Origin of the sequence: Fructilactobacillus vespulae (assembly GCF_047324295.1) — a bacterium.
In the GTDB taxonomy this organism is placed as follows: Bacteria; Bacillota; Bacilli; order Lactobacillales; family Lactobacillaceae; genus Fructilactobacillus; species Fructilactobacillus vespulae.
The window spans coordinates 1,121,707-1,138,179 of the sequence record NZ_CP137138.1; the positions used below are offsets into that span (position 1 = coordinate 1,121,707).

The 16,473-nt window shown below is 34.2% G+C and carries 14 protein-coding genes; 6 read left to right on the top strand and 8 right to left on the bottom strand.

The features are described from left to right. Position 1: 1 nt before the first annotated feature. A complete protein-coding gene (trmD, locus tag R4B61_RS05615) occupies positions 2 to 751 on the top strand; it encodes a tRNA (guanosine(37)-N1)-methyltransferase TrmD (RefSeq protein ID WP_413627286.1) in 750 nt (249 codons plus the stop codon). Positions 752 to 858: 107 nt separating this feature from the next. Beyond that, positions 859 to 1,218 (top strand): 50S ribosomal protein L19, encoded by a 360-nt coding sequence (rplS, locus tag R4B61_RS05620; protein WP_413627287.1) that lies wholly within the window; start codon positions 859 to 861, stop codon positions 1,216 to 1,218. A gap of 51 nt (positions 1,219 to 1,269) precedes the next feature. On the opposite strand, the gene R4B61_RS05625 is transcribed toward rplS, so the two are convergent. Further along, entirely contained in the window at positions 1,270 to 2,697 is a 1,428-nt protein-coding gene (locus R4B61_RS05625; RefSeq protein WP_413627288.1) for a C69 family dipeptidase, read from the bottom strand. Between the two features lie 134 nt (positions 2,698 to 2,831). Here R4B61_RS05625 and glpK point away from each other — a divergent pair, with 134 nt between their 5' ends. After that, positions 2,832 to 4,343, top strand: a complete 1,512-nt coding sequence (gene glpK, locus R4B61_RS05630; protein WP_413627289.1) for a glycerol kinase GlpK — start codon at positions 2,832 to 2,834, stop codon at positions 4,341 to 4,343. A 12-nt stretch (positions 4,344 to 4,355) separates the two neighbouring features. Here the strand turns inward: glpK and fni are convergent, their stop codons facing one another. The 4 genes from fni to mvk are packed head-to-tail and all read right to left on the bottom strand — an operon-like array spanning position 4,356 to position 8,434. After that, entirely contained in the window at positions 4,356 to 5,393 is a 1,038-nt protein-coding gene (gene fni / locus R4B61_RS05635) for a type 2 isopentenyl-diphosphate Delta-isomerase (protein ID WP_413627290.1), read from the bottom strand. A 5-nt stretch (positions 5,394 to 5,398) separates the two neighbouring features. Continuing rightward, the gene (locus tag R4B61_RS05640; protein ID WP_413627291.1) at positions 5,399 to 6,475 is read right to left on the bottom strand and encodes a phosphomevalonate kinase; all 1,077 of its coding nucleotides are present in this window, start codon (positions 6,473 to 6,475) and stop codon (positions 5,399 to 5,401) included. 25 nt (positions 6,476 to 6,500) lie between these two features. Further along, on the bottom strand, positions 6,501 to 7,484 hold the full coding sequence (gene mvaD / locus R4B61_RS05645) for a diphosphomevalonate decarboxylase (RefSeq protein WP_413627292.1): 984 nt from the start codon (positions 7,482 to 7,484) through the stop codon (positions 6,501 to 6,503). A gap of 8 nt (positions 7,485 to 7,492) precedes the next feature. Next, the gene (gene mvk, locus R4B61_RS05650) at positions 7,493 to 8,434 is read right to left on the bottom strand and encodes a mevalonate kinase (RefSeq protein WP_413627293.1); all 942 of its coding nucleotides are present in this window, start codon (positions 8,432 to 8,434) and stop codon (positions 7,493 to 7,495) included. Between the two features lie 143 nt (positions 8,435 to 8,577). Between mvk and R4B61_RS05655 the strand changes: the two genes are divergently transcribed. The 3 genes from R4B61_RS05655 to R4B61_RS05665 are packed head-to-tail and all read left to right on the top strand — an operon-like array spanning position 8,578 to position 12,628. Further along, on the top strand, positions 8,578 to 11,400 hold the full coding sequence (locus R4B61_RS05655) for a helicase C-terminal domain-containing protein (RefSeq protein WP_413627294.1): 2,823 nt from the start codon (positions 8,578 to 8,580) through the stop codon (positions 11,398 to 11,400). An 11-nt stretch (positions 11,401 to 11,411) separates the two neighbouring features. Then, a complete protein-coding gene (locus R4B61_RS05660; RefSeq protein ID WP_413627295.1) occupies positions 11,412 to 11,912 on the top strand; it encodes a DUF5590 domain-containing protein in 501 nt (166 codons plus the stop codon). 14 nt (positions 11,913 to 11,926) lie between these two features. After that, positions 11,927 to 12,628: a DnaD domain-containing protein gene (locus tag R4B61_RS05665; protein ID WP_413627296.1), complete on the top strand. Its 702-nt coding sequence runs from the start codon at positions 11,927 to 11,929 to the stop codon at positions 12,626 to 12,628. A gap of 56 nt (positions 12,629 to 12,684) precedes the next feature. Here R4B61_RS05665 and R4B61_RS05670 read toward each other — a convergent pair whose 3' ends face one another. The 3 genes from R4B61_RS05670 to R4B61_RS05680 form a co-directional block, all read right to left on the bottom strand. Continuing rightward, the gene (locus R4B61_RS05670) at positions 12,685 to 13,662 is read right to left on the bottom strand and encodes an IS3 family transposase (protein ID WP_413628270.1); all 978 of its coding nucleotides are present in this window, start codon (positions 13,660 to 13,662) and stop codon (positions 12,685 to 12,687) included. After that, positions 13,551 to 14,033: a helix-turn-helix domain-containing protein gene (locus R4B61_RS05675; RefSeq protein ID WP_413627183.1), complete on the bottom strand. Its 483-nt coding sequence runs from the start codon at positions 14,031 to 14,033 to the stop codon at positions 13,551 to 13,553. The genes R4B61_RS05670 and R4B61_RS05675 overlap by 112 nt, the downstream gene beginning before the upstream one ends. A 90-nt stretch (positions 14,034 to 14,123) precedes the next feature. Beyond that, positions 14,124 to 16,466, bottom strand: a complete 2,343-nt coding sequence (locus R4B61_RS05680; protein ID WP_413627297.1) for a PBP1A family penicillin-binding protein — start codon at positions 16,464 to 16,466, stop codon at positions 14,124 to 14,126. Between the last annotated feature and the right edge of the window lie 7 nt (positions 16,467 to 16,473).

Genomic DNA, 16,473 nt, shown 5'->3' on the forward strand with positions numbered 1-16,473 from the left:
AGTGAAAATTGATGTTTTAAGTCTATTTCCTAAAATCGTTGAGGGACCATTAAGTGATTCGATTCTTAATAAAGCAATTAATCGTGATTTATTAGAAGTTGAAATCACTAATTTTAGGGATTATTCCACAAATAAGCATCATAATGTCGATGATACTATTTATGGTGGCGGTGCCGGGATGTTACTTCAGCCGCAGCCAATCGTTGATGCATTTGATGCCACCCAGCTTAAGGCGAAAGAGAACAACTTACCAAGTGGTAGAGTTATTTTAACGGATCCAGCTGGGAAAAAATTTGATCAAAATGTAGCTAAAGAATTAGCCCAAGAAGAACATTTGACATTTATTTGTGGCCATTATGAAGGATATGATGAACGGATTAAAGAAATTGTGACCGACGAATATTCGATTGGAGATTTTGTTTTAACTGGTGGTGAGTTGCCATCTTTAGTGATGATTGATGCAATTTCTCGCTTTATACCGGGAATATTAGGTAATGATGAATCAGCATCAGGAGATACATTTTCAAATGGTCTTCTGGAGTATCCGCAATATACTAGACCTGCTGACTTTAGAGGTCAAAAAGTTCCAGATGTTTTAATGAGCGGTAATCATCAAAAAATTGCTGATTGGCGATTGAAAGAGTCCTTACGCAAAACTTATTTAAAACGACCTGAATTGATTAATTACGATAAACTATCTAAAAATGCCAAAAAGTTATTAGCAGAAGTTAAAATAGAGGAAGAAAAGTAATTTACATTGAACTTGTAAATGTGATATAATAAAAATTGGTTTAAAACCAAAAATTCAACAGTATTCCGCTGTCGATAAGTTATGAATGCTAGTTAGGGGAAATTATTATGCGTCAAAACAAATTGATTGAAAAAATCAACGCTGAACAATTACGTTCAGATATCCCAGAATTCCGTTCTGGTGATACTATCAAAGTATCTGTAAAAGTTGTTGAAGGTGAAACTGAACGTATTCAGGTATTTACTGGTGTTGTTATTAAACGTCGTGGTGCTGGAATTCAAGCTACTTACACTGTACGTAAAGTAAGTAACGGTGTTGGTGTGGAAAGAATTTTCCCACTAAACTCACCACGTGTTGCTAAAGTAGAAGTTGTAAGACAAGGTAAAGTTCGTCGTTCAAAACTATACTACCTACGCGACCGTCAAGGAAAAGCTGCACGTATCAAACAATCATTCAAAAAACGTTAAGATACCAAAAAAGAGATTGGAATTTCCAATCTCTTTTTTATTTGGTTTTAATTAAAGATTTAAATCGGTATTGTAGTTTAGGGGAGAAAAGTCAGTTGATTCTGTAATAAATTTAGTTGTTAATTCTTTAAAGGTATTAATTGCCAAATTGGCAGCCTTAAAACTTTGAATTGTTGCTAGTTCCTCTAAATCAATTGTCGAATTATCGATATATTGCGCTTTAGTATCATTGATAATTTCAATGTAGTTTTGAATTAATTGGTTTTGTTGGTCTTTCAAAGTATCATTGAACTTAGAATAATGTGGATCAACTAAAATTCCTACTAGTTTAAAAATCCAATAAGCTGATTTAGGATCGTAATCATGTCCAACTTTATAACTGTATTCAACTGGAGTTTGGTTTAAACCAGCAAAGAATGGAACAAAAGTACTCTGAGCACCGACTCCCATCAATAACCAGTGGATATTACCAATTTCTTTTGGAAGACTATCGTTTAATTGGAGGACGTGTGCCTCTTGCGTCTTTGCTAGACTAATTGGTCTAAATTTCTTTTTTTCTAATTCAGTTCCAGTTCCAATTGGATCATATGGAGTTTCTTGAAAATGAGACGCTAAGAAATCCTGGGCATCAAATACAGAAATTAATTTTTTACTTTTACGAATAAAGGGTAAGTCTTGTGATTCTGGTTGTTGCTCAATTTCTGGATTAAACATTTTTTGGCCATACCAAACCCTTGGGGTGCTGTAATAGGTATCTGCCTGACTTTGAGTTCCAAAAATACCTCTGAAGTTAAAGTTTTGTGGAGATGGATTTAATTGATTATTTTTAACAAAGGTCTGGATTTTTGGAGACCAGCGAAAATTTTCTGAATCATTAAAGTCAATCTCTTGAATTGCCATTTGATTTGCTACGACTGCGTATGAATCATCAGGAATTCTTTGTGCTACCCAATGGTGTCCTGATCCAATTTCGAAGTACCAGACTTCATTAACATCCGAAAACAGAATTCCATTAGTTTCAGCAGCACCATATTCGTTGACTATTTGTCCCAGACGATCCACTCCTTCAACTGCAGAGTGAATATATGGCAAAATAACGGTTACAATTGCTTCTTCACTAATTCCATTCTTTACAAGTGGATCAGCACCTAATACCTGGTTATTGGCATAAGTACTTTCAGTTGCACTGACAGCAACCCCATATTCATTAATACCATCCTCTTCAAAAAGACCATACTGGTCGGTCCACTCTGGTGTAGAGCTATATTTAGCTCGTTCCTTGGGTAAGGAAAGTTTGAATCCATTATCTTTTGAAATAAATACAGGATTTTCTGCTGCAACTTGATGTTCATTAACGATAAATCGTTTAGGCCAAGCTGCCTTACAATCTTCATTTCGCCCGATTAGGGTACTACCATCGATAGTTGCTTTTTTTCCAACTAAAATACTAGTACAGGCGGAAAATTCAAATTTATTCATAGTTAGGACTCCTTTGATATTATACTAATTCATTGTACACCTGATAATCTAGCTAAACTAGCAATATCACCATGTTTGTTTGATATTTTATAATTAGGTATAATGAAAATAATACGATTTTAATGGAGATAAATATGAAAAACGAGCAATATATTATGGCTATCGATGAAGGAACAACTTCAGCCAGAGCAATTTTATTTAATTCACGGGGTGAAGAAGTTGGTCGTGCGCAAAAGGATATTAGTCAAAAATTTCCGCATCCTGGCTGGGTAGAACAAGATGCCAGCGAAATTTTTAATATTGTTGAAACGGTGATTTCAGAGGTTTTATTTAAGACAGAAACCCCACCTTATAAAGTAAGATCGATTGGAATTAGTAATCAACGAGAAACAACTGTAATTTGGGATAAGAGAACCGGAAAACCTATTTATAATGCAATTGTTTGGCAATCAAAGCAAACGGTGGATATTGCTGAAAAGCTTAAAAAAGCAGGTCACAGTGACCTAATTCATAGTAAAACGGGGTTGATTGTTGATTCATACTTCTCAGCAACTAAGATTAGTTGGATTTTAGATAATGTTCCGAATGCGAGAAAGCAAGCAGAAAACGGTGATTTATTATTTGGAACGATTGATACTTGGTTATTATGGAAGTTAACTGATGGAAAGGTACACGCTACCGACTTAACCAATGCAAGTCGAACGATGCTATTTAACATCAATACTTTAAAATGGGATCAAGAGTTATTGGATTTATTTGATATCCCGCATGAATTACTTCCCCAAGTTGAGGAATCTTCTCATTTGTTTGGGTATACGCAGGATTTTACGTTTATGGGTGTGCAAATACCAATTGCAGGAATTGCTGGTGACCAACAGGCATCGTTATTTGGGCAGCTTGCGTTAGAACCGGGAATGACTAAAAACACTTATGGTACCGGAGCTTTCATAATGATGAATTTAGGTAAAAAACCGAAATTCTCATCGCAGGGATTATTAACTACCATCGCTTATGGAATTAATGGGGAAGTTAACTATGCTTTTGAAGGCAGTGTATTTGTAGCTGGTTCTGCAATTCAATGGCTCAAGGATGGGATTAAGGTAATCGAATCTGCTTTTGAAACAGAAGAAATGGCTAAAGAAAGTCGTCGTGATGATCCAATTTATATTATTCCCGCATTCACTGGACTAGGGGCACCATATTGGAATGAAAGAATTCGAGGATCAATTCTGGGGTTAACTGCGCATACTGGTAAAAAAGAAATTGCTAGAGCAACCCTTGAGTCTTTAGCTTTTCAAACTAAAGATGTTATCAATACGATGGTTGAAGAAACTAAAATTCCTTTGCAATCTCTAGTTGTAGATGGTGGGGCTTCAAAAAATAATTATTTAATGCAATTTCAAGCTGATATCATTGATAATGAAGTACAGAGATCAACAATTTCTGAAACTACGGCATTAGGAGCGGCATATCTAGCTGGATTAGCGGTTGGCTTTTGGAAAAATACGACAGAATTAGAACAAATAAAAAAAGATGGACAATTTTTCTCACCTACGATGGATGAAAATACTAGAAATCGATTATATAGTAATTGGAAATTAGCCATTAAGGCGACTGAAAAATTTAAGGTAGAAAAAATGGATTAAACAAATTATTGTTTAATCCATTTTTATTTTGCGTTGTTTTAAAAACTCGATTAATTCTGGAGAATAGATGGTCGGACATTTTCTAAGTTCATCCAAGTTATTTACTCCTAGAACGGTATAGATGGACTTTACTCCTAAAATCCATTCATTTAACATTTCTTGTGTAGCGAGTGGACCATTTTCAATTAAACTATTTAAAATTTCGCTAGCAATTCCGACTGCATTTGCTCCTAAGTAGAGGGCTTTAACAATTTGAAGCGGATTCTTAATTCCTCCGGTTGCAACAATTTCTAAATTAGGAACCATTTTTGCTTCGCAAAGTGATTCTACGGTTGATAGACCCCAATCACTGAAATATTCTAACTCTTTATTAGGTCTTCTGAAATTTTCAATTTTAGCAAAATTAGTTCCACCAGTTCCGCCAACGTTTACGTATTGGACACCAATGGAGCTTAATTGTTTCATTGCTTTTTGATCAATACCAAATCCGACTTCCTTAACAATTACTGGAATATCGATTGCTGCGACAATTTCTTTTATATTGTTAATCCAATTGAATTTGCGATCACCTTCAGGCATCACAATTTCTTGGACAGCATTAATATGAATTTCGATTGCATCAGCATCAATTAACTGAATTGCCTGTTTAACTTGTGAGATTGAAGCATTAGCACTTAAATTAGCAATTTTAATGCCATGGGGATTAACCTCTTTAACAACTGAAAATGAACTTGCAAGTTCGGGCTCACGTAATGCAACGCTTTCACTTCCAACGGCCATTGCTAAGTTTAAATTTTTGGCAATATTAGCTAATTGATAATTTAACTCTTTAGCACGTTTACTTCCACCGGTCATTGCCTCAATGTAGAAGGGGACCGTTAGATTTAATTTACCCAGTTTAGTCGAAATATTTACGTTTTTAATGTCTGATTCGGGTAAGGCATTAGGTACGAAGCGGATTTGATCGAATCCGGCTTTTGAATCTTTGGAATGAAATTTTTTTGCTAAAGAAATATGTTCATCTTTACGATGAGATTGTACACTAACCATTGTAATTACTCCTCTGGGTAATTGTAGATTTTAATATCTAGTAGTTCGATATCGTTATCTCGCCATTTGTTAATTACTTGTTGAACCTCACTAGTGTTCCTAATTAAAACAATTCCACAATCGCCACCACCAGCTCCAGAAGTCTTAGCAGCACCTCCAAATTCATCGGCAATTTCAATTAATTTGGTTAGTTTAGGGGTTTCGATTGCAACGTTTGCTAATTTTCCCAGACCTAAAAGTAAATCTCGGTTATGTTTAATACTATCCATAATTAAATCCACGTTATTTTGGTTAAATCCGTTTGTAATTTCGTGGACTCGTTTATCACTATCATGAACAAATTTTTGATATTGCTGCTGATTAGATCCCTTGGTTAATTCTACTTTATCAATTAGATGGGAGGTGGAAGCAGGCGCACCGGACCAACCTACTAAAAATTGTAGTACAGATGGGATTTTTAGTGGAATGATTTCTAGATAGGGCCATTCTAATTTAATTAAATGATCAAGTGAAACTTTTTTTCTAAATTCGGATAGCCAGGCTCTGTCAAAGGAAGAATAAGAAATTAGTCCCCCAAATACACTAGAAGCAATGTCTCCTAGTGATCCATTTCCTTGAACTTCAAAATGTGAAATAGCAGCTAGTTTAAATAGTTCAATTTTAGATAGGTTGAGCTTATATAGTTTGCAAATTGCTTTAATGGTTGCAACAGTAACTGCGGCTGAAGAGCCTAAACCGTATTTTTTTCCGTCACCGCTATCTAATTCACTGTCAACTTCAATATCATAGGTTTTCATCTCAATATTAAGTGATTTAGCGTATGATTCAGCAACTTGAATTGCAGAAACAATATATTGAAATGGGTTATCTCGATTATCCAAAACCATCTCAGAATTAACTCGTTGCCATCTTAGTAATGTTTTTTGAAATTGTTGCGAGGAGATGGTTCCATAATCAACAGTTTCTTTAACAGTGACGGTTACAAAGCGATTTACAGCAGCAATAATTGAGGGGTTTCCAGTTTCAACCACTGCGTATTCACCTGCTAGGTACAACTTTCCGGGTGCTTTAACTTTTATCAAATTAACAACTTCTTTCGTTTATATTTTACAAATATTCAATTCCTGGTCCGGGTGCGGCTACAACAATTTGGTCAGTTGAAAAAAGGCTTTTTAGCTCTTGAACCACTTTGTCTGTATTCTGGGGTTCAACTAAAACTTTAATATTGGGACCGGCATCCATGGTAAAGTAGCAGGGAATTCCATTGCTTCTCAATGATTGAATTGTTTTAATAACTTGTAATGATTTACCATCAAAGTACGTATAATCTGGTGATGCACTTAATGTTAAAGCGTGCATTCTCATAGCATTTTCTTCAGAAATTGATCCTAGTTTTTCAAAATCACGATTTTTAATTGCCTTTTTAATGTTCTTTAGATCATTTTTACATACTTGCTTCCAAGCATTGTAATAAGGTGATGTTTTTTTAGAAATTTCCATTCCCTTAGTACTGGACATGGTTTTTTCTGCTTGATTCACCATCACAGCGATAACGTTTAAATTCCAGTCGGGCTGTTCATTAAAGGGGGATGCAAAGGAAGTACGGTCGCCTAATCCTTTGTGCCATTCGACAAAACCACCATAAATTGAACGACATGCAGAACCAGAACCTCTTCTGGCAACGCGAGACAGTTCTTTTTTTGATAGGTTTAAACCGATTGATTTACAAGCAGCTGCGGCTAATGCTGCAAATCCAGATGAAGAAGAAGCAAAACCGGCAGAAGTAGGGACCATATTAGTGGTATTAACCTCTGCATAGATATCTTGATTTGCCATCCCTCTTATAACATCTAACAATGCAACTATCCTAGCTGCTTTGGAGTCAGATAATGGTTTGCCATTAAAAATTATTCGATCTGCGGTGTAGTTTTCTTTAAAGGTAACACTAGTCTCAGTATAAAATTTATCAAGGGTTAAAGAAAAACTATTCGTAGTTGGGATTTTTAATTTTGCATTTTGTTTTCCCCAGTATTTTATCAGGGCAATATTGGTATGTGCTCTAGCTGTAATTTTATTATCAAAACTTGACATAATTTCTCCTATTTACTCATTTCGGCAAGGGATTGAATCCAAACAGAAGGGGAGCCACCTTTTAACAAGTTATCTTTAACTTGGGTAGCAGTTCTTTTATCGGTAGTAAGAGCAATTATACAACCGCCTAGGCCACTTCCGGTTAATTTAGCCCCAATTGCACCATTTTTTAAGGCGATGTTAGTTAATTTATCAATATCAGGCGAACTAACGTTTAAATTCTTTAAGTCTTGCTGGGCTTGATTCATTAGCTTCCCAAGGTTATAAATGTTATTTGTGGTTAAACTTTTCTTAGCCTGAATAACTAAATTTCCTAAATCATTAATTAAATCATTAACCTTGGAAGGGTTATTTTCTAACTCAGAATGGACTTTTTCAACGGCTATTTTAGTATCACTTGAAACACCCGAGTCACTAATCACGATATAACCATTCATGTTAAAGTTAAAGCTTGAAAATTTTTGATTTTCAAAAAGGATTGGGGTATTAGAAACGACTGTTTTAGCATCAATACCACTAGGGTTTCCGTGAGTTATTTTCTCTTCAAAATTAATTAAATCATTTAACTTTGAATCAGCTAATGGCATATTAAAAAATTTGAAATATGCTTTGATTAGGGAAGCAGAAGTTGCTGCGGAAGATCCCATGCCACAGGCTAATGGTATTTCACTTTTAATGATGATATTAAACTTCAAATTATCAACATTTAATAAATGATCTAACTTTTTAATTAGTTCGTTGGTTCCAGCCATATTGGTGGGAAGATTTAGGCTGGGGCCGGAATAGTAGTCGCTCTTGATTTGGTGATCGGTTAGGGAAGTTTCGGAAATAGTTGTAAAAACCTTCACTTCTGGCACTGGGAAAACCAAAGCTGGTTTTTTATATACAGCACTGTGTTCTCCTAAGAAAATTATTTTAGCGTGACTTTCGCTGGTAACTTCGTTTTGCATTTTTAAATCGCTCACTTTCTAATAATTATATTTTATCATAACTATTGATTTTAAAAGTGCTTCAATTGATTTTATGGTTAACGATTTCGGTATAAATGTAGTAAAATTAGTGTAATTGATTATGAACGAGAGTAGGTAACCTAATGAACCAAAATTCAATTTTCGCAGTTGTAGATATGGAAACTACCGGTACTAACATTAAGCATGGTGACCATATTATTCAATTTAGTGTGGATTTTATTGAAGATAACCAAATAATTGATTCATATTCTACCTATGTTAATGATGGAATCGATATCTCAGCAGAAATTACGGAATTAACTGGTATTGATAATGAAACAATTCAAGATGCCCCCACCTTTGATCAAATTGCTCCATTAATCTATCAAAAACTTAATCAAACGGTTTTTGTAGCTCATAATGTAAACTTCGATTTTCCTTTTTTAAATCGTTCACTTGAAAGAGTGGGTTATCCAGAATTAGAGATTGAAGCGATTGATACGGTCACTCTGACACAGATTTTCTTTCCCACCCTGGATAGTTATCGACTAAGTGATTTGAGTAGTTATTTTAAAATAGAGCATGAACATCCGCATTCCTCTGAAAGTGATGCAGCAGCAACAGCTATCTTATTATTAAAGATAATTACCAAGATTAATAACTTGCCGGCTTCTGTACTTGAGTCTATTTTAGATTTAAATGTCTCATTACCTAAAGATACCAGTACCTTTATTAATTTAATCTATTCTTTAAACAAACAAGGAGAAGTTACGTTACCTAATGATTTAGTGAATGTTGAAGGATTAATTTTAAAGAAGCCAGCGATTAAGAAGAAAGAGAATGAATTAAAAGTTACTAAATTCCCTAAGAATAAAAGACAAAAAGAGCTGCTTTTCGGGGATCACTTTAATTGGCGTGAGTCACAAAGTAAAATGATGAATATTATTTACAATAATTATTCAGACAAAAAGAAGAAACCTACTAATTTATTGATTGAGGCACCCACGGGTTCTGGTAAATCGCTAGGTTATCTAGTTCCAATGGCATACTTAGCAAAAGATGCTGCTCCAGTGGTGATTAGTACTGCAACAATTTCATTGCAAAATCAAATTAAGAAAAACGTTCAAACTCAGTTAAACAATTATTTTGGTTTTTCATTAGAATCAGTTATCTTAAAGGGAAAGCAACACTACTTAGACTTGAATCGTTTTTTATTAAATTTAATTATTGACGATGGAAATAAACAGTCTCAATTTATTAAGGCCCAGATACTAGTTTGGTTGACTGAGACAGAAACTGGTGACTTAGATGAATTGGATCTGCCAAATAATGCGGTTATTAAGAATCAAATTAATTATCAAGCAGAAATTGTAACAAATGATGTTGAACTTGGTGAGTATGACTTTCTGGAGAGAAAGAGGAAAGCGTTAAAAACGGCAGATATTATTATAACTAATCATAATTACTTATTTGAAAATGCTGCTAAAATTACCAATCAAATTGATGAAATACCTTATTTGGTGGTTGATGAAGCTCACCGGTTACCAGATATGGCGTTTGCCTCACAGCAAAAGCGCTTATATTTGGGGACTATCAAACAAAATATTGGTAGAGTTAAAAATGATATTTTTCAAACTCATGCTGACAATATAAATGATGTTTTTGCGGATGATAAGCAGTTACTATCTTTGATTGGTAACGTTGTTAGTGATTTAGATGAATTGGGTAATAGTCATGAATATATTTTGACTGAGTTTAGAAAAACTTTTATGAAAAGATTACCCCGCAAACGTTCTGAAGTTGAAATGAAGTCTAAATTAGTAAATCAATTTTTAGATAAATTTGATTTGATACTGAAAAAGCAGTTTAAGGTGGGAAAACAACTCCAGAAACTTTTAAAACAAATTAATCAAATTATTGCAGAAAGAAATGAAAGATGGACGCCTTCTGACTACGAATTATTTCTTCGGTTTAATGAACATTTGTTAAATATTATTAATTATTCCAATAGCTTAGAAACAGAAGTAGCGGATTTGAAAAATACCGATTCGGATGTCTTCTTGTTGAGTTATACAAATGATATGGATCCTAATAATACGGCAATTACGACTGCCAAATTTGATACCAAAAATAATTTAATTAAAAACGTTTATCGATACTTTCAACCCGCAATCTATACTGGAGCAGTTCTGTTTACTTCTAAGAAGTCACAGTATATCTATGACCAATTAAGTCTTAAAAGAAGTAATACGCGGATGAAAAGGCTACAGTCAACCTATGATTTTGCCAATAATTTGAATTTAATGATTTCAAAACAAACTCCGACGCCGATGGTATACGAGGATGATAAATACGTTGAGTATCTAGCTAATTCAATTAGAGAAATTTATAATAGTTCAGCGGTTCCCACGTTAGTTCTTTTTAATTCTTTGAAGTTGATTGAAAAGGTTTATGAAAAAATAACCAATTTTGATAATCATCCGTTTGTTTTAGCGTCCGGGATTTCTGGTAGTCAGGATAAAATAATAAAACGATTTAATGAAGCTGAATCTGCTATAATTTTAGGTGCAAGTGGATTTTGGGAGGGGGTCGATTTTGAGCCTGACAAGTTAAAATCTGTCATTATTCCCAGAATTCCATTTGCGGCACCCAATAATCCGTTAGTTAAAGCACGATCATCATTCTTACGAGAAATGAATAAAAATCCGTTTACTAGTTATTCGGTTCCTAATGCAATTATGACTTTAAAGCAGGGAATGGGTCGATTGATTAGAAGTGAAAATGATTTTGGTACAATTACCATTTTAGATAATCGGATTATAACTAAAAAATATGGTGACCAGATTGTTAGGTCATTTGCAGTTGGAATTGAACCCCAAATTGGGTCAATTTCTGAACTAACTGCAGTTAATAAACAATTTTTTGCTGATAAAAATAACACTAATGATTCTGAATTAAATTGTTAGAGAGGAATATTATGAGAAAAAAAAGAATTACAAGACGTAGAATAATAAATACGATTAAAATATTAATATTATTGTTGGTAATTTTGGTAATCTCTGGCATTTTAACCCTATATATTTCAAAACGTCCGCTTCATCAAGATGAAAGTAAAACGACAGAACTTGTTCAACAGTATGCAAAATTTTCAGATATCGATGATTTTAGGAAAGTAAATGTTAATCAGACTTACTATTCGGTTTCTGGAAAGAATAGTAAAAATCAAGATTCTTATGCAATTGTTTCTAGTAACTTTAAAAAGATCAGAGTTTTAAAGAAAAGCGATGGAATTTCTGAAGCTAAAGCAAAAGAAACCGCTCTTAATGCTGTAAGTAATAGTCAAGTTGAAAACAGTGGTTTGATTTTATTTAAAAATAAACCTGCTTGGATGATCTCTTTAAAAATGCAAAATGGAGGATATAAATATATCACCATTAATCTCAAAGATGGGAAAGTGTTACAAAAATTATCAGTTTAGTTAGGATGAAATAAATGGTAAATACTTTAGAAAATTATTTTGAAATGGGATCTATAAACGTTTCGGGTGCTTTATTAAGTAATATGAAGCAGTTGAATTTAAATTCTGATGAATTAGTTGTTGTATTAGAGCTAAAGTATTTTAGAAGTATGGGTAATAAATTTCCTACTCCTGATGAACTATCAGAAAAAACTGGCATCAACGTTGATAAAATGTATGAGATTTTACATCAACTAGTACTAAAAAAAATCATTTATATTGATAACGACTCTAGTTCAGATGATGAGTATAGTTTTAAGCCTTTGATTGCGAAGTTAAATCAAATTTTGGAAAACCAAGTTACTCAGAAAATTGATGTTTCTAATTCATTTAGTGTAAAAGAAGATAATGTAAAGCAACGACAAGATATTTTTAATGAAATTAGTAAGGAATTTGGTAGAATGTTGTCTCCAATTGAGCTAGAAACAATTAGTGAATGGTTTGATAGTGATAAGTATTCGCCTAATTTGGTTAGTCTAGCTTTAAAAGAAGCGGTTTTGAACCAAGTTTATAACCTTAAGTATATGGACAGAATTTTATTGAATTGGAAAAAGCAAAATATAACTTCTGCGGTCCAAGTTGAAAAACAACATAATCAGTACATTAAAAAAGATCAAAATTCTTATAGTAATCAGAACTTACCTAAAGTTCCAATGTTTAAAATAAAAAAAGAGTAAATAAAAAGAATCAATCCACCAAATATGAAGTGAACCCCATAAATTGGAGTGAATTTCTAAGCTACTAATTGGCTGGTATGTTCCCGGTATTTTACCGGTGACATACCGGCCAATTTTGTTTTAATACGATGTTTATTGTAATAATCTACGTAATTTGTAATGGCAGATTCTAGCTCTTCGTAGTTTTGGTATTGATAATTGTGAACCGTGCCAACTTTAAGAATGTGAAAGATACTTTCAGCTACCGCATTATCTAGGCATGTGGCCTTGCGGCTCATGCTTTGGAAAACGCGAGCTTGTCGCAAAATATTCACGTACCTAAAGTTCTGATACTGAAACCCTTGATCCGAATGAATTGTCATACGGTATGGTAAGGATGAACATCTTGCCACTAATCGTTTAAGGGGTCGTGTGACAAAGTCTACCGTTGGTCTACGACCAATGTTCCATTCAAGAATTTCTCCATTATAAAGGTCCATATAAGCTGTAAAGTATGCACGTTCGTTGATCGTTTGATTACCCCAACGGACCTCCGTTACATCAGTAACGATTTTTTGAAATGGACGATTCGTTTTAAAACGACGATTTAAACGGTTATGGGTAACTGTACCTACAGTTCCTTTATAAGAGTTATACTTTTTCGTTCGTCGATTGAATGCCTGACAAAGTAGATTATTTTCACGCATAATACGAAGTACTGCCTTGTGATTAACGATGATTCCCTTATTTTTAAGCGCTAAAGTCACTGTTCGGTAACCGTAATCAGGATTTTCCAAACGAATACTTTTAATCTCATCAACTAACGTTGATGATCCTGATTGATATTTACGATGAAGTGCATCGTGGTAACTGCTGCTCGACATGTGTACTGCTTTTAAAGCTACAACTAATTTAACATTGAATTTACGCCTTAGCTCAGTTATTAGCTGGGCTTTTTCTTTGTTTGAGATTTTTTCTGTGCCAAGGCTTCGAGTTTTTCCAAGTATGCTACCCGAAATCGTAAAAGCTCGTTTTCCTCCTGAAGTTGTTTCAATGTCTTAGATTGTTTAGATTTATCTGTCATTTTTAAAGACCGTCCTTTATATGGCTTAAGACGTCCCTCAATCAGTTTTCGTTCCCAGTCCCAAACTATCATCGGTTGTTTCAATCTGAAATGGGTTGCAGTTGCTGGATATGAGGCATGATGTTCTTGTCGCCATTTGATAACTTTGATTTTAAAGGAATAGTCATAAAATGTCTTCCTCCGACAATTTTCTAATCCTTGATCGCCAAAAATTTTAAATAGATTGAGCCACTGATAAATCGTCGCAGTTCCTTTGATACCATACTTTTTCATAAGTAATAGGGACGAAGTTCCCTGTAGATATTCACTTAAAACTTGTTTCTTTATTTTAGCTGAAAACATAATAAAACCCCCTGAGTTTTGGATTTACTCCAACTCAGGGGGTTCACTTCAATAAGTGGATTGATTCTTTTTTTGTTTTTAATAAATAGTTTATTTATTATTTTGGTTATTGTTCTGGTTGTTGTTATTCTGGGTATTTTGATTATTTTGGTTATTGTTATTCTGGTTATTCTGGGTATTTTGATTATTTTGATTATTTTGGTTATTGTTTTGATTGTTGTTATTCTGAGTGTTCTGATTATTATTGTTGTTGTTTTGGTTATTCTGGTTATTGTTATTTTGATTATTATTACTTGGATTTTGTTCATTTGAAGCATTAGTTCCGTTATTGGACTTGTTGTCGTTATTCTTGTTTTGATCGTTGTTATTTTGGTTATTGTTAGTAACGACCTTATTTTGATCAACTTTTTGTGCTTCTGTATTTGCATTATCCACTTTTAGATCACCAGCATGACCTTCAATATAATATTGATCAGAACCATCGGTGTGTGTTTTAACCACATCATCTGGCTTAGTCCAATTTTTATTTGGCAAACCTGATGAGGCATAAGACATAACCTCTTTGTAAAACTGTTGTGCAATTTCAGTTTGTGATTGGCTGATATAGTTACCAGCTTCTAATGGGTGATCATATCCGGTCCAAACTGATAATGAAAGGTTTCTAGTGTATCCAGTAAACCAGGAATCCATTGACGCATCATCTGGAACTGAACCGGCTTGGCTATCTGGATATTTAGTTGTACCTGTCTTACCGGCTGCGTTTAATCCGCTGATTCTAGCAGCTGTACCAGAACCGTTAGAGTCATTAATAACTCCAGTAAGCATTTGCGTAATCATAAAGGCAGTTGATTCAGACATGGCGTTGTTGCTTTGAGTTTCAAATGAATCTGTATCACCAGTAGGGGAAACCACTTTATCAATTAAGTATGGTTTGTAGTAAGTTCCTCCGTTGGCAAAAGCTGAATATGCAGCAGCTTCTTGTTCAGTTGAAATATAAGCACCAATACCATTTTGAAGGGTTAGAGGTTGTTCAAAGGTCATACCTAATCCCTTTAAGAAGTTGGTTGCGCGGTCAATTCCTACTGTTTCAAGAGTTCTAATTGCGGGAATATTTCTAGATTCTACTAATGCTTTACGCATAGTAATATTACCTTCATGTCGATTATCAAAGTCATTTAATTGAATATTGGTTCCAGGATAAGTATATGGAGTATCCTTAACCGTTTGATAAGTAGGATAGTTCAAATATTCAATTGCAGGTCCATAGTCCATTAGTGGTTTCATAGTTGATCCACTAGAACGATCAGTTTGGACGGCTCTGTTTAAACCAAACGCAACATCTTGTTTTCGGCTTCCAAGCATTGAGATAACTTTACCATTATTTGGATCAACCATTGTAGCTCCAACTTGGAACTTGTTATCTGGAAAGGCAATGTTTGAATCGCTGCTATTAGCAAGATCATACATCTTCTTTTGTACGTCCATATCAAGGTTGGTATAAACTTTGTTACCAGCGTTTAAATTAAATCCTTTTTTAGTAAGCTCTTGGGTAACTTGACTAATATAAGCGTCTGCATACTTTTCATCTTTTTGGGTAGGAGTGTTGTTGACGGTGTCTTTGTTGATTCCTGCTTGCACATTTTCCTTCATTGCTTTGTTAGCTTCTGCTTGAGAAATAGTCTTATTTTTAACCATCGCAGTTAAAACTTGGTCTCGTCTTGCTTTAGCATATTTAGGATTATTAACTGGATTATACGAAACTGGTGCTTGAGGAAGACCAGCCAGTAAAGCAGTTTGTGAAAGATTTAATTCACTAAGTGGTTTATTGAAAAGAACTTCAGATGCAGTTTGCATTCCATAAGCACTATTACCCATATAAACCTTATTAATGTAGAATTCTAAAATTTGTTGTTTGCTGTAAGCTTTATCAACTTGTACAGCCAGCCAAGCTTCTTGGGCTTTTCGTTTCAAAGTTTGGTCTGATGATTTGGTAGAAAATACCGATAACTTAACTAGTTGTTGAGTTAAAGTACTACCACCTTGTAAGCCACCACTACCAAAAACGTTGCTAACGGCTGCTTTAACAATTCTAACTGGATCAACCCCTTTGTCAGAATAAAAATGGCGATCTTCAACGGAAATGATGGCATTTTTTAGGTTGTCGGGGATATCTTTCGATTTAACGTAGTCTCGGTTTTGCATTCCTAATCGTGAAACCACTTTTCCGTTTTTATCATAAATAGTAGTTGAATTATCACTAGATAGGGTATTGTAAGAAATGTTAGGTGCGGTAGCTGCATAATATGTGAACAGACCACATCCTAATAAGAAAAACACAAAAAGGAAGAAAACAATCCATAAAAGAATATGACCAATCGGCCCCATGTGTTTATTATTTTTGCTTATTCGTGAGTATACTTCATCTGAGCTCATCGGTACT

What these genes read in the sequence shown, in the direction of transcription:
- R4B61_RS05660 (WP_413627295.1), top strand. Translation starts at nt 11,412, where the DNA reads ATGAGAAAAAAAAGAATTACAAGACGTAGAATAATAAATACGATTAAA.
- glpK (WP_413627289.1), top strand. Translation starts at nt 2,832, where the DNA reads ATGAAAAACGAGCAATATATTATGGCTATCGATGAAGGAACAACTTCA.
- mvk (WP_413627293.1), bottom strand. Translation starts at nt 8,434, where the DNA reads ATGCAAAACGAAGTTACCAGCGAAAGTCACGCTAAAATAATTTTCTTA.
- R4B61_RS05655 (WP_413627294.1), top strand. Translation starts at nt 8,578, where the DNA reads ATGAACCAAAATTCAATTTTCGCAGTTGTAGATATGGAAACTACCGGT.
- mvaD (WP_413627292.1), bottom strand. Translation starts at nt 7,484, where the DNA reads ATGTCAAGTTTTGATAATAAAATTACAGCTAGAGCACATACCAATATT.
- R4B61_RS05625 (WP_413627288.1), bottom strand. Translation starts at nt 2,697, where the DNA reads ATGAATAAATTTGAATTTTCCGCCTGTACTAGTATTTTAGTTGGAAAA.
- R4B61_RS05675 (WP_413627183.1), bottom strand. Translation starts at nt 14,033, where the DNA reads ATGTTTTCAGCTAAAATAAAGAAACAAGTTTTAAGTGAATATCTACAG.
- R4B61_RS05665 (WP_413627296.1), top strand. Translation starts at nt 11,927, where the DNA reads ATGGTAAATACTTTAGAAAATTATTTTGAAATGGGATCTATAAACGTT.
- rplS (WP_413627287.1), top strand. Translation starts at nt 859, where the DNA reads ATGCGTCAAAACAAATTGATTGAAAAAATCAACGCTGAACAATTACGT.
- fni (WP_413627290.1), bottom strand. Translation starts at nt 5,393, where the DNA reads ATGGTTAGTGTACAATCTCATCGTAAAGATGAACATATTTCTTTAGCA.
- R4B61_RS05680 (WP_413627297.1), bottom strand. Translation starts at nt 16,466, where the DNA reads ATGAGCTCAGATGAAGTATACTCACGAATAAGCAAAAATAATAAACAC.